Source organism: Paraburkholderia caledonica (assembly GCF_000383275.1).
In the GTDB taxonomy this organism is placed as follows: Bacteria; Pseudomonadota; Gammaproteobacteria; order Burkholderiales; family Burkholderiaceae; genus Paraburkholderia; species Paraburkholderia caledonica.
In genome coordinates this window covers 16,180-30,089 of record NZ_KB911055.1, presented here as the reverse complement: position 1 = coordinate 30,089, position 13,910 = coordinate 16,180, and the positions used below count along the sequence as shown (strand labels likewise).

10 protein-coding genes are annotated in these 13,910 nt (G+C 63.9%); 2 read left to right on the top strand and 8 right to left on the bottom strand.

Annotation, left to right across the window (positions count from 1 at the left end; all coding sequences use genetic code 11):
• Positions 1-41: 41 nt before the first annotated feature.
• Positions 42-1,379: an EAL and HDOD domain-containing protein gene (locus H281_RS0133350; RefSeq protein WP_027805167.1), complete on the bottom strand. Its 1,338-nt coding sequence runs from the start codon at positions 1,377-1,379 to the stop codon at positions 42-44.
• Between the two features lie 296 nt (positions 1,380-1,675).
• Here H281_RS0133350 and H281_RS0133345 point away from each other — a divergent pair, with 296 nt between their 5' ends.
• Positions 1,676-3,490, top strand: coding sequence for a putative bifunctional diguanylate cyclase/phosphodiesterase (locus H281_RS0133345; protein ID WP_020071464.1), 1,815 nt, complete (start codon positions 1,676-1,678; stop codon positions 3,488-3,490).
• A 91-nt stretch (positions 3,491-3,581) separates the two neighbouring features.
• The gene (locus tag H281_RS0133340) at positions 3,582-5,039 is read left to right on the top strand and encodes an HDOD domain-containing protein (RefSeq protein WP_020071463.1); all 1,458 of its coding nucleotides are present in this window, start codon (positions 3,582-3,584) and stop codon (positions 5,037-5,039) included.
• Between the two features lie 130 nt (positions 5,040-5,169).
• Here the strand turns inward: H281_RS0133340 and H281_RS0133335 are convergent, their stop codons facing one another.
• From H281_RS0133335 to aruF, 7 genes are all read right to left on the bottom strand, one after another.
• Positions 5,170-6,549, bottom strand: coding sequence for an EAL and HDOD domain-containing protein (locus tag H281_RS0133335; RefSeq protein ID WP_020071462.1), 1,380 nt, complete (start codon positions 6,547-6,549; stop codon positions 5,170-5,172).
• A gap of 336 nt (positions 6,550-6,885) precedes the next feature.
• Entirely contained in the window at positions 6,886-7,686 is an 801-nt protein-coding gene (locus tag H281_RS0133330) for an ABC transporter substrate-binding protein (RefSeq protein WP_020071461.1), read from the bottom strand.
• A 279-nt stretch (positions 7,687-7,965) separates the two neighbouring features.
• The gene (astE, locus tag H281_RS0133325) at positions 7,966-9,018 is read right to left on the bottom strand and encodes a succinylglutamate desuccinylase (RefSeq protein ID WP_020071460.1); all 1,053 of its coding nucleotides are present in this window, start codon (positions 9,016-9,018) and stop codon (positions 7,966-7,968) included.
• Complete coding sequence (gene astB, locus H281_RS0133320) at positions 9,002-10,342, bottom strand: N-succinylarginine dihydrolase (RefSeq protein ID WP_020071459.1); 1,341 nt, start codon at positions 10,340-10,342, stop codon at positions 9,002-9,004. Before astB ends, astE begins: the two co-directional genes overlap by 17 nt.
• A 9-nt stretch (positions 10,343-10,351) precedes the next feature.
• Positions 10,352-11,815: a succinylglutamate-semialdehyde dehydrogenase gene (gene astD, locus H281_RS0133315; RefSeq protein ID WP_027805166.1), complete on the bottom strand. Its 1,464-nt coding sequence runs from the start codon at positions 11,813-11,815 to the stop codon at positions 10,352-10,354.
• Positions 11,816-11,817: 2 nt separating this feature from the next.
• Positions 11,818-12,855 carry an arginine N-succinyltransferase gene (astA, locus tag H281_RS0133310; protein WP_020071457.1) on the bottom strand — a complete coding sequence of 346 codons (1,038 nt, stop codon included), beginning with the start codon at positions 12,853-12,855 and terminating at the stop codon, positions 11,818-11,820.
• Positions 12,852-13,910: an arginine/ornithine succinyltransferase subunit alpha gene (aruF, locus tag H281_RS0133305; RefSeq protein WP_020071456.1), complete on the bottom strand. Its 1,059-nt coding sequence runs from the start codon at positions 13,908-13,910 to the stop codon at positions 12,852-12,854. Before aruF ends, astA begins: the two co-directional genes overlap by 4 nt.

Genomic DNA, 13,910 nt, shown 5'->3' with positions numbered 1-13,910 from the left:
TACGTGCGCCGCCCCTCGCAGGATGCAAACAACGGCGCGGATCAGGCGGCCGCTTCTTCCACGTGCGCGCCAAACCACGCGGCCGCGGAGAGGTTGAGCTCGGCGAGTACCTCGGGCGTGAGCGCGGCGAATTCCGGCGGCGCATCGGGTTCGAGCGCGATCGACGCCGCATCGCCGCCTTTGCCCGCCAGCTCTGCGATGCGCAACAGCGTGCCGAGCGCTCCGTGATGCGTGACGATTGCCTCGCGGATCTGCGGCGCAAGACCGAGCTTTTCCAGCACCGCCTTCGGCGTGCTGCCGAGCAGCACATGTACGAGCGAAAAAATGCCGGTCATGAACGCGGCATCGGCGAATTCGTCGTCGGCGGGACGCATCCAGCCTGCCGCCAGTTCCATGAAGCGCGAACGGGTACCGGCCAGTTGCACGAGCGGATCGGCGCGCCACGGCAGATCGCCGCTGTCGGCATAAAGCAGCAGTTGCGCCCAGCGCGCGATCTGGCGCGTCCCCGTCGCGATGATCGCCTCGCGCAACGACGCGATATTGCGCCCAAGACCGAATGCACTCGAATTGACGAGCCGCAGCAACTGGACGACCACGCTCGGGTTCAGCTTCAGTTCGGCTTCGAGCTCGACGATACCCGCATCGCGCGACAGTAGCGCGAGCAGTCGCAAGAGGCTCGGACGCGGAGACCGGTTGCGCGGCGCGGCCAGCACCTGGGGCCGCGCAAAGAAATAGCCCTGAAACAGATCGAAGCCGAGATCGCGGGCGAGCGCGAAGTCTTCGCGTGTCTCCACTTTTTCGGCTAACAGCGTTTTGCCGTAGCCGCGCATGGCGGCGGCGAGTTCAGGCAGATCCGCTCGCTTCGTCTGCAAAAAATCGATCTTGACGATGTCCGCATGCGGCAACATGGCGAGCAGTTCGCCGGACAGTTCGCTGACGTCGTCGAGCGCGACCTGGAAACCGCTGCGCCTCAGTTCGTTCAGCCGGCGCGCGAGTTGCGCGTCGAACTTCACCGTTTCGAGAATCTCGAGCACGAAGCGTTCGGGCGGCATGACGTGGACAATGTCGTCGAAAAGCATCGCCCGATCAATATTCACAAAGCCGCGATGCCGCCCGAGTACCGCTGGCACACCGATTCCGCCGAGGGCGCGCGCCACGACCTGCGCCGTCGCCTGAGCGTCGTCGGTGATTTCCGCATAATTGTGGGCGCCGGCCCGGAACAGCAGTTCATAGGCGTTGAGCGCGCCCTGTCGATCGAGGATCGGCTGGCGGCCAAGATAGACGAACTGAGGCGCGGACGCCCGGTCGGCATCCTCGCTGGACGAGTCACGCGCCTCGATGCGCCGGGCAGTGGCACGGACCAAATGAAGTTCAGACATGGATCATCGGTGCAGCTTGTCGGAGTGTGGCGCGGCAGCGGCGCACCGCCACCGCACAAGGGGTTTGCCGTATTAACGGACGCCGGGTCGCCGCACTTTAACCCAATCGCCGGAACGCCCGGCCATGGCGGCCCGCCGTGCCTTACGAAAAGTTTTTCCCGATCGCCGGCTAAAGATTTCAGGGCACGGGCCGTTATCTTGTTCTGATGGGGCGGCCTGATACCTTTTGACCGCCTTCACCAGGCGAAAAGCAAGCCGCTCCGCCTGCAGACGAACACAGGTTGCCAGCGACAAACATGGAAGCGAACAGGATCACCGCGCCCCGCCGGGGCTCCTTGCGCACGGTCGTCGACCGGCTTCTTGCGCTTGGCCGTCGCGTGGACGACACCCCGCAAGCAGCCCCGCCTCCGCCGCCGCAACTTGAACAGGTGGTGGGCGCCGTCGATCTGCTCGCGCACGTGGACAGCGAACTGCGCTTTATCTATGTGTCCGACGCGAGCCTGCGCTTTATCGGCTATCACCGCGAATATCTGGAAACGATCACGCTGCATGAACTGGTGGCCCAGGCCGATGTGCCGCGCCTCGACGCGCTGCTTGCCCGTGCGGCGGCTTCCGGCAACGTGGAAAAAGCCACGCTCGGGCTCATCAAGTCGCTTACCTACCCGATCACCGTGGAGTTGCGCGTGGTGCGCAGCAGCCACAACGGCATCGGCGGCTATGCGATTGCCGGCTTCGACGTGTCCGCCTGGCGTGCGAGCGAGGAGCGCCTCATCCAGGCACTGCATCTGGACCGCCTGACCAACCTCGCCAATCAGTCCGCGCTGATTCCCGCAGTGCTCGAGGCGCAACGGCAAGCCGACGCGCACGGCACGCCGGCCGCGCTGCTGCTGCTCGACATCGACGATTATCAGCGCGTGAACCGCGCGCTCGGCTACGATGCCGGCGACGAGATGCTGCGCGACACTGCGCGGCGTCTGATGAACATGACGAGTCCGAGCGAAACCGTGGCGCGCGTGGCAAGCGACGAGTTCGCGATCCTCGTCAAGCCCGCTGCGAACCGCACCGACGCGGCCGCCGCCGCCGAAACGCTGGCCCGGCGCCTCTTGACCGCGATCCAGCAGCCCTATGTATTCAGCGGCCAGCAGGTGCATCTTTCGGCGAGCATCGGCATCGCGCTGTATCCGGATGTGCGCCACGCCAACGACACCGCCGCGCATGACACGCATCTGCTGCGCTGGGCCGACCACGCGTTGTTGCAGGCCAAGGCGGCCGGCGGCAATACGCTCGCGTTCTACGTGCCCGACGACAATCCCGCCGACGCGGAGCGCCTGAAGCTGGAGGCGGATCTCTACGACGGCGTGCGCAACGGCGAGTTCTCGCTACATTTCCAGCCGATCACGAGCAGCCGCACGCACGGCGTGGTCGGGGTCGAGGCGCTGATCCGCTGGCTGCATCCGGTGCATGGTCTCGTGCCGCCGTCTATGTTCATTCCGCTCGCGGAGTCGATCGGCCTGATCAACTTCCTCGGCAACTGGGTGCTGAAAATCGCGTGCATGCAGTTGATCCAGTGGGACGCCAAGGGCATTTCGCTGCAATACGTCGCCGTGAACGTGTCGCCGCAGCAGTTCCGCGATCCGCGTTTCAAGGACGCCGTGCGCGAAGCGATCAACCTGACCGGCATCGACCCGCGGCGTCTCGTGTTCGAGATTACCGAAAGTCTGCTGATGCACGATCCGGCACACGCAAAGGTGTTGCTGGAGGATTTGACCGCCATGGGTATCCGCTTTGCCGTCGACGATTTCGGCACTGGCTACTCAAGCCTGGCTTACCTGCAACGGTTTCCCCTTGCAAAGCTCAAGATCGACAGGAGTTTTGTCGAGAATCTGCTAACCTCCCGAAACGACCAGGCGATTGTCAGCGCGGTGGTCGGCCTCGCCCAGACACTCGACCTGGAACTGGTCGCGGAGGGCGTCGAAACCGAAGCGCAGCGCGCCCTGCTGACCGAAATGGGATGCGACCACATACAGGGCTGGCTCGTCTGCCAGGCGTTGCCTTCCGACGAACTGGCGCAGCGTTTCGAAGCGCGCTCGCTTCACCTGCACAGCGCCTAGCAGTGCGGGTCAAGCGCTTACGCAGCGGCACAAGCCGGCTTCAGGCCGGCGTGGCATTCATTGGAACATGTATGGCTTTTGCGGGACTCACATGGTAAAGGCGGCTGTGCTCGACCGGCTGTGGACGCGAATGAGCGAGCGCGGCGATTTCCCCATGCTGTCGCAGTCGTTGCGCACCACCATGGCGGCGATGAACAACGACGACCTCGACTTCACCGGCCTCGTGCAGGTCGTGCTCTCGGACTTCGCGCTCACGCAGAAGGTGCTGCGGCTCGCGAACTCAGCCATGTATATGGCCTTCGGCGGCAATATCACCACCGTGTCGCGCGCGCTGATGGTGCTCGGCATGGACGCGGTCGGCCATCTCGTGGTCGGCCTGAAGATCGTCGATCACTTTCATCACAGTGCGCCGCGCCGCATCGACGCGAAGCTCGAACTGAACCGCACGCTGCTCTCGGGCTGCGTTGCGCGCAAGCTGACCGAGCGCGGCGATCTGCGTGCCGGCGAGGAAGCCGTGGTCTGCACGCTGATGCGCCAAATCGGCAAGCTGCTGGTGGTCTTCTATCTCGACGCGGAATGGGATCAGATTCGCCGCCACATCGACAGCGGCACGCAGGAAGCGGACGCTTGTGTGCTGGTGCTCGGCGTGACGTTCGACGAAATCGGCGCCGAAGCCGCAGTGCGCTGGCGCCTGCCCGACATGATCCGCTCGGGCATGGGCGAATTCGATCCGCAGGACACGGAGCAACCGCGCCAGGTGCAGTGGCTGCGCGCGATCACCAATTATTCGACGGCGGTCGCCGACGTCCTCACGCAGCAGAACGTGCCCGACTTCGAGCGCGAGGAACGCATCGCCGAACTCGCCCAGGAATACAGCCACGCGCTCAACACCGATCCCGAAGTGCTGCTCGAAATGAGCGTCGCGCTGGCCCGCGAGGAAGGCGGCGACGGCGTGATGCGCGAAATCGTCGAACTGCGCGCGAACGCTGACGCGATGGCGCGCGAGGCGCTGAATCCGGAAGCGCGCATTGCAGCAGGTGTCGAAGATCTGCGCGCCCTCCCCGACACCAGTTCGCTCGCGCCGGCCCTCGGCATGGCGTCGGAAACGGTGCTCGCGGCGCTTGGCTTTGCGCGCACGGTGGTGTTCGTCAAGCACAGCAACGGCACCTTCCGCGCGCGCCTGGGTCTCGGCCCGAAAATCGATGCGGCGCTGCCCAAGCTCACGTTCGGTTCGGCCTTCGAGCCCGACGTGTTCCACCTCGCCATAGCGAATTCGGTGGGCATCTTCATCGAAAATGCGCGCGATCCGAAAATGGTCGCGCGTCTGCCGGAATGGTTCCGCCGCTCTTTCGACGACGCCCGCGCCTTCGTCCTGTTACCGGTGGTGGACGAGACCGATCAGACAGTCGCGCTACTTTACGGCGACTGGTCTCACACTCAGGAGCCACGGCGCATCTCGCAGAAAGAGATGAGCGTGCTGAACGAACTGGCCAAGGAGTTAGGCCGTTTTTTCGGCCTGGGGCAGATGCGGGAAATGGAGACGATGTAAAGACGTGGCGTGATCGTTGATCACGGTACGTGAGTCTCCTGCTTCTGCATTTGCCCGACGCCTGATTTTGCAAGTCAGATTCGCGATGCCGGTTTGCGCTGCATGCCGGCATCGCTCGAATCTTTGAGCTTCAATCCTCGATTCGTTCCAGACCTTCCGCGCTGCGATCCGCAACGCCTGCCCATGCGCCGGCGGCGAGTCCCATTTGAGCGACCTCTTCCACCGTCAACGGCGCAAGATGTGCGCAGAGTGCGGCAAGGTCGTCCCACGAGCCGTTTTCCAGCGCCTCGACGGTGTCGAGCAACAAACCGAGCGCGCCCTCGCGTTGCAGAATCGCCGCCTGGATCGGACGCGACAGCGTGAGCACATTCAACGTGCTTTCGAGCGAGCCGCCGAACACCGCGTCGACGAATGAAAACACACCGGTCAGAAACGCCGCGTCGGCTTCGTCTCGACCGGCTTCGGGCAAGCGTTCGATCGCCAGTTCCATGAAACGCGCGCGGGTCGCCGCGAGTTGCAGCAGCGGATCGTCTTCGAGCGCGACCTTGCGGCCGTCGGCATAGAGCAGCAACTGCGTCCAGCGCGCGATCCGGTCGGTGCCGGTTGCGTTGATCGCCTCGCGCAGCGTGGTCACCTTATGACCGACTGCGAGCCCGCTGGAATTCGCGAGCTTCATCAGATGCATCACCAGCACGGGATTGAGCTTGAGCTCCGCTTCGAGTTGCGCGACCGTCGGGTCGCCCGCGAGCAGTTGCAGCAGATTCAGCAGCGCGTGGCGTGGCGCACTAACGCGCCGGGTCAGTGCAGTTTGCGGGCGTGCGAAGAAATACCCCTGGAAGCGGTCGAAGCCGAGGCCGTGCGCCGTTTCGAAGTCGGCTTGCGCGTCGAGCCCCGATGCGATCAGCAGCTTGCCCGCCGACTTGAGCACGCTCGTCAGCTTCGGCAATAGCCCGGCGGGTGCACGCGTGATGTCGATCTTGATGGCTTCCGCATAGGGCAGCAGTTTCGCGAAAGTCTCGTTGGGCTGCGTCACTTCGTCGAGCACGAAACGGTAGCGACGGCCATGCAGGAGCACGATGCGCGCAACCAGTTCGTCGTCGACTTCCATATTGGGCGGCAGCTCGAACAGGAAGCGCTCGGCGGGCAACCGCTCGATTGCGTCGTCGAACAGCATGTCCCGGCTCATGTCGATGTATGCCGGATGCCCGGTCAGTGCGCCGCGCACATTGCTTTGCGTGAGGCCGCGGATGATCGCTCGCGCGACGCGTTGCGCCGGCGTGGGCGCGCGGCCTGCCCTGGCGCCTGCGTTGTCCGCGTTGCTTTCAGCGTCGAGGTCGTGATCGAGGTCGGGCAGCGGTTCCGGCGGCAATTCCGGCGCGCGTATCTTGAGCTCGTAACCGCACAGCATGCCGTCCCGATTGAGGATGGGTTGCCGTGCGAAGCTGGCGTTCAACTGCTCATCGTCCGTGGCGCCCGCATGGCCCGGATTTTCGACTGCAATGGTGCTCATTCTGGTCCCCCGCGACGCGCCGCCCCGGCGCTTGTTGCTGTTTTGGCTGTCTTATTGCTGCTGCTTATTTTTGCTGCTTATGTTGGTGCTTATTGCTGCTGCCGCTTTATGCCCGTCTTGTCGCTGTCCTGGCGTCGCCACCGTACAGATTGCGACTGATTTATCGTTTGCGACGGCAGCACGCCTGGCGATTCTAGCGCAGGCAGTCTTGCACGGGCATGTCGAGAAAACAATATCCGCAAAAATTTCGTAGGAGCGAAGAACTGGTTTTCTAACCCGAAATAAAAAACGGCCGCAACTCGCGGCCGTTCCTCTCAGGTGTTGCGCAACGACGCGTTACTTGAGCACCACTTTCACGTCGAAGTACTTCGCCGCAAAACGGTCGATCGTGCCGTCTGCCTTCAGTTCCTTCAGCGCCTGGTTCAACGCGTCCTTCAGCGCTGCATCGCCCTTGCGGATGCCGAAGCCGACGCCCGCGCCGAGCAGCTTCTCGTCGCTGACAGCGGGACCGGCGAATTCGAAGCCCGCGCCTTGCGGTTTCTTCAGAAAGCCCTTCGACGCCGCCTCAGCATCCTGGAACGATGCGTCGAGCCGACCGGACGCGAGGTCCGCATAAATCTGGTCTTGCGTCTGATACGGCACGACGTCGACACCCGCCGGCGCCCAGCGCGCCTTCGCGTAGGTTTCCTGGATCGTGCCCTGGAGCACGCCGACATGCTTACCCTTCAACGATGCAGGCGTCGGCAGCAGGCCACTGCCCTTCTTCGCGATCATCTGATTGGGGATCGTGTAGATCGGGTCCGTGAAATCCACTGCCTGACGGCGCTGGTCCGTGATCGTCATGTCCGAGTTGATCGCGTTGAATTTGCGCGCCTGCAACGCGGGGATCAGGCCATCAAACGAATTTTCGACCCACACGCATTTGGCCTTCAGCTTCGCGCAGACAGCATTGCCCACGTCGATGTCGAAACCCTGTAACTCGCCCGACGGCGACTTCGATTCGAACGGCGCATACGACGCCTCTACACCGAAGCGCACTTCCTTAATGTCCGCCGCCGCTGCGGAGCCTGCCGTTACTGTCGCCGTTGCGGTCGCGAACAGCGCGAGCGCGGCCGTGTTTCGCCAATTCATCTTCATTGCGGGTGTTCCTCTACGGTATTGAACAAGACGGAGCCGAATCTGGACAGGCATGATTGCCGCGCCAAAAATGCGATTCAAACTCGTGCGGCCGATGTGGTGCAGCGCAGCAGCCGCGAGGCGGGGATTGTACAGGCGCGCTCGCCGCGCCCGCGGACAACTGAGCCAAACCTCCAGGCGGAACGCAGAGTCAGGCGCACATTCAAACCTGCAACTTGATGTCGCGTGCACGCAAAAACATATTCGCCGATGCAGGCGCCGTTCATGCGGATCGCGCCGTTAGACGAGCTTGGCCAACGTGTCGTGCGTGGTCTCTATCACCATCAACCCAGCACGCAAGCCGGGCTTGACCGTCGCGTTCGGGAACACGAGCCGCTCCTCGTCGTGTTGCACGACGTACCGATAGTCGCCATCACGCGCGAGCAACGTGCCCTTGCCGAACGGCGTGAAGTTGGCGACATCGGGCGCGACCAGCAATTCGAACGCTTCGCTCGGCTTTGTGATCTGGTCGATCACCGTGAAGGCGCGCGGCAATTCTGCCTGCTCGCGGCCACTCGTGCCCGCGAGCAGATGACGCAAGGCCGCGTCTGCGCCGGCAAAGCGCGTCAGGTCGTTCTGGCCGAACGGGCGCACTTTGCCCAGTTCGAGTGTGCACGCTTCGGCTTCGCACGCCTGCGCGGTGAAATGCGAATACGTATTGCCCTTCGTTGTGTGCAGAAGCACGGCACTGATGCGTGCCTCTGCAAGCCACTCGAACATCGCACGCGAAAACGGCCTGCCGGTATGCGGCAGCAACGCGAAGCGCTCGAACGCGGACGCGCGGATTGCCGTGTGCATGTCGATGTGCCACCGTGCTCCAGGCTGCCGCGATGCGGTGGCGAAGAACTGCGTCGCCGCCTGTTCGAGCGCGGCCGCGCGCGGCGCTTCGTAACTGTGCGGCAACTGCAGATGCCGGCCGCTGAAGAGGCGGTTGAGATCGTCGTCGCGATAACGGCATGCGTCGCGCATTGCATCGACATTGCCGAGAATCACCAGCAACCGGCACGTCAGCGCGGCCTCGCCGCGCGCCATGTCGCGCACGAGGTGAGACAGCAGTTCGATTGGCGCGGTCTCGTCGCCATGCACGCCCGCCGACGCCAGCACGCTGCGCGTGTCCGCCGTAATTGCCGCAGGCTCCATCAACAGAACGCCCTCGTCGAGCCACGACCAGCGCACGCCGCCGCCACACGTGCCGTGTGTTTCGTTCGCGGAAGGCCGCGTGCCCGCGAGCGTGTACGCGAGGAAATCGTCCAGCATCGCGTGCTGCGCGTGGCGCTCAGCGCTGGAAGTCATAAAGCGACCCGAGTCCGAGAATCTGGGTCAGTTCGTCGAGCGCGCTGCGCGATTCGACGAGCAGTTGCGGATCGGTCAGATCAGCCGGGGCAAGACGGTCGCGATAATGCTTTTCGATCCACGAATCGAGCCGGCCGAACAACGTGTCGTCGATCCACACGCCTTGTGTGACCGCCGCGCGCTCCGCGTCGCTCAGCACGACACGCAGGCGCAGGCAGGCAGGACCGCCACCGTTTTTCATGCTTTCGCGCAGGTCGAACACGAGCACGTCGTCGATAGGACCCGTATGCGATGTCAGATCGTCCAGGTAAGCAGCCACGCGCGGGTTCTCGCGGCACTCCTGCGGCACCACCAGAACCTGCTTGCCGTCGGGCCGCGTCAGCAACTGGCTGTTGAACAGATACGACGAGACCGCGTCTGCCACGCTCACTTGCGCGTCGGGCACTTCGATCACATTGAACTGAGCCTTCAGACCTGCGAGCTTCGCGCGCAATTCGTCATACACCGCGTTCTGCTCGACGAACGCAAGCTCATGACAGAACAACGTATTGCGATTGCCGACCGCGATCACGTCGTTATGAAACACGCCCGCGTCGATCACCTCCGGGTTCTGCTGTGCATACACCGTGGCCTCGTCCAGCAATCCGTGACGGTGCGCAACCGCGCGGCTCGCCTCGAACGTTTGGCGCGCGGGGAAGCGCTTCGGTTCCGGCCCACGACGATACTCGCTGCGGCCATACACGAAGAATTCGACACCACGGGTGCCATATTCGGAACAGAAGCGCGTGTGATTCGCCGCGCCTTCGTCGCCGAGCGCAGGCGTGCCGGGCAGCGCTTCGTGCACCGCGAAGCGATCGGCGTCGCTGAAAATGGCGCGCAACGTGCGGCGCGTCGATTCGTGCTCGATCGCGCGATGCAGCTTGCTGCACAAGTTGGCCGGCGTGAAATGCACGCGGCCGTCGTGCGTATCGGCGGACGGACTCACCGTCGCGGCATTCGCGGTCCACATCGCCGACGCCGAACTTGCGGCGGCCAGCAACTCAGGCGCGTTTTTCGCCACGCGCGCGATCACCGTCGCGTCGTCGCCGGAAAATCCCAGCTCGCGCAACAGACGCATCGACGGGCGTTCCTGCGGCGGCAACACGCCCTGATGAAAGCCGAGATCGGCCAACTGCTTCATCTTGCGCAGGCCCTGCTTCGCGGCCGCCTTCGGATTCGCAACCGACTTTTCGTTGTTCTGCGACGCGACGTTGCCGAACGACAGCCCCGCGTAGTTGTGCGTCGGGCCGACCAGACCGTCGAAATTGGCTTCAGTGGCTTGCATCGTCGATCCTTAGAATTGGAGGCCCGGCGAGACGCTCGCGGGCATTTGCAGTTGCGCGCTTTCGACAGAAGCCATCGGGTACGCGCAGTAGTCGGCCGCGTAATAGGCGCTTGGCCGGTGATTGCCTGAACGGCCCGGCCCGCCGAACGGCGCACCCGACGATGCTCCATTAGTCGGCCGGTTCCAGTTGACGATACCCGCGCGGATGGTGCGCTGGAAGTGCGTCCATAGCGATTCGTCGTCGGCGAGCAGTCCTGCGGACAGGCCAAACTCGGTGTCGTTGGCTTTGTCGAGCGCTTCGTCAAAGCTGTCGTAACGGATGATCTGCGCAAGCGGTCCGAAATGCTCCTCGTCGGGCAGATTCTTCACAGCGCTTACGTCGAGAATAGCCGGCGTGACGAAACCGAGTTTCGGATCGCGTTGCTCCATCTTCAACAACGCGTGCGCGCCGTCGGCAAGCAAACGCTCCTGCGCGGCGACGAGCCGCGAAGCCGCGCGCGCCGAAATCACCGCGCCCATGAAAGGCTGCGGTTCGGCGTTGTATTCGCCGACGCTGATGCGCGACGTCACTTCGACGAGGCGCGCCAGGAAGCGCTCACCGAACGCGTCGTTCGGCACAAAGATACGGCGCGCGCAGGTGCAACGCTGTCCCGCTGACAAAAACGCCGACTGGATGGTGTGATGCACGGCGGCGTCGAGGTCCGCCACCGGCCCGATCACGAGCGGATTGTTGCCGCCCATCTCCAGCGCCAGCACGATCTCCGGACGTCCGCCGAACTGCTTGTGCAACAATGCTCCGGTGTCCGAACTACCTGTGAAGAACAGACCGTCGATCTGCCGGTGGTTCGCGAGCGCAATGCCCGTGTCCTTCTCACCCTGCACGAGATTGAGCACGCCGGCGGGCAGGCCCGCGTCGCGCCACGTCTGCACGGTGAGTGCCGCCACGCCCGGCGCGAGTTCCGACGGTTTGAAGACAACGGCGTTGCCCGCGATCAGCGCCGGCACGATATGCCCGTTCGGCAAGTGGCCGGGGAAGTTATACGGCCCGAACACCGCCACCACGCCGTGCGGACGATGCCGCAAAACCGCGGTACCGTCCGCCATTGCCGAACGCTTTTCGCCCGTGCGCTCGTTGTACGACTGAATCGAAATTTCGACTTTCGCAGCCATCGAAGCCGCTTCCGTGCGCGCTTCCCACAGAGGCTTGCCGGTTTCGCGGCCAATCGCTTCGGCGAGCGCCTCTTTGCGTTCGGTGACGAGCGCGGCGAAGCGGCGCACCACCGCGCACCGCTCGTCGAGGCTCGATGCAGACCATGTTGCGAACGCGCGGCGCGCGCTGCGCACCGCGCGGTCCACGTCGTCTGCGGAGGCGCTATTGCCTTCCCACACCGTCGCGCCCGTGCCCGGATTGCGCGACGCGAATGCGGGTCCTGTGCCAGCGGCCCATTCGCCGTCGATGAAAAGCTCGCTCATGATCATCCTTGTTTGTGTTTCAGCGCCAGCACTCGAACCGGGTCGCCTGCTTTGACGCCCAGCGCCGCAGCTTCTGTCGCATTCATGCGGAACACGCCGTCTTGCGGCACGCCCGCCGCCACGCCGACGCGAAAATCGCCGAGGGACGTGTTCGATACCATCGAGCGCGGTGCGTCCTGCGCCGCGCCCTCCGGTACGTCGGCAATCTCGACCGGCACCAGCACGCTTTCGCGCACCGTGCGCAAGTCGGAGATGTGGCATTCGAGCACCGGACCGGCATCGAAAATATCGACGTGGTTCTCGTAGCGCAGCCCTTCCGCTTCGAGCATGCGGCGCGCCGGAATCGTGTCGTTGTGCGTGAGGCCGACGCATTCCTGCGCCTCTTGCGGCAACAACTCGACATACACCGGATAGCGCGGCATCAGTTCAGCAAGGAACGCTTTGCGTCCGTGCGAGCTTAGATAGTCCGCCGCGTTGAAATCGATCTGGTAGAAGTGCGAGCCGACCGCGCGCCAGAACGGCGACGTGCCTTCCGCATCGAAATGCCCGCGCAATTCCGCGCATAGGCGCTGCGGAAAACGCTCACGAAACTGCGCGAGAAACATGAAGCGCGAGCGCGACAGCAAGCCGCCCACACCGCTCGTGCGATATCGCGGACTCAAAAACAGCGAACACACTTCGGCATAACCGGTCAGGTCGTGCGAGATGTTCAGCGCGCGCATGCGCGTCCAGATGCCCAGGTCCTGGCTCGCGTGTACTACGGTGCTCACGCGATAGTTGTAGAACGGCTGTTGCAGACCGACCGCCGTTTCAATTCCGCACACGCCGGCCACGTCGCCGGTTGCGGTGTCTTCCATCACGAAGAAGTAGCCCGCTTCATGCGGCTCGGCCTTGTCTTCCATCGTGCGGCGCGCGCGTTCGACTCGCGCCGCAAGCGCGTCGCGATCCGGCTTGAAGGTGGTGAGCCCCGGACCGGTTTCCTGCGCGAGCCGCATCAACGCGTCGACATCGCCTCGTTGCACCACGCGAACGACGATCATTGCGCGTCTCCCGATTGTTCATTCGTTTCCGGTCGATGCAACGGCACGCAGCGCACCGTATCGCCGTCCTGCACGCCGAGCGCCGCACGCGCCGGCTGGGCAAGCGGCGCGCCTTCGTTCCTCGCCGTAGGCAACTCGCCGAGCACGCAGCGGAATTGACCGTCCGCGCCGTTGTGGGCGATCAGATATGTCGAGCCGTTCGCCCCGGCCGCCGCCTCGTGCGCCACCCGCGTTTCATTGAGCGTCACGCAGGCACTGCGGTCCACTTGCGCGGTAAGCACCGGCCCCGCGTCGAAGATGTCGATGAAGCGGTCCGTCTCGAACCCTTCTTCGAGATGTATCTCATACGCGAGCAGAGCCTTCGAATCCGGCTCGCCGAGTACCCGCTGCGCCGCTTCGGGCAGCAACGGCACATAGATCGGGTACGTCGGCATGACTTCGGCGATGAACGTTCGACTACGCCCGCCGGACTCGATTTCGATGTCGGCGAAATTGCGGCCGAAAAACTTGCGCCCTACTGCTTCCCAGAACGGCGACACGCCGTTCTCGTCGGTGACGCCTAGCAGCAGCGAGAACACCTCGGGCGTGAAGCGCTTGCGATTGGCCGCGATATACATCATTCGTGCACGCGACATGAGATGCGCGGCGGCGTCGCCGCGCAGCGACGGGTCGATGTAGTAGCCCGCGAGCCGGCTCTTGCCGGTCAGCTCGTGCGACATGGTGAGCGCGTGAATCTTGCGGTTCACGTGCAGTTCACGCGATGCATGGATCAGCGCGTCGTTGCGAAACGCATAGAACGGATCGGAGTAACCCGCGGCGGCAACGATGCTCGCCGTGCCCATCAGCTTGCCGCTCTCCGAATCTTCGAGCACGAACAGATAGAACTCCTCGCCCGGGAAATCGACCTCCGCGCGAAACGAGTCTTCTGACAACGCGACGCGTGCTTCGAGCGCGCGCCGGTCGTGCGGTAGCGAATGCAGCACCGGTTGCGCGGTGCGCGCCATATGTTCGAGCGCATCGAGATCGGCGAGGCGGCCGGGGCGTACGAAGAGCAT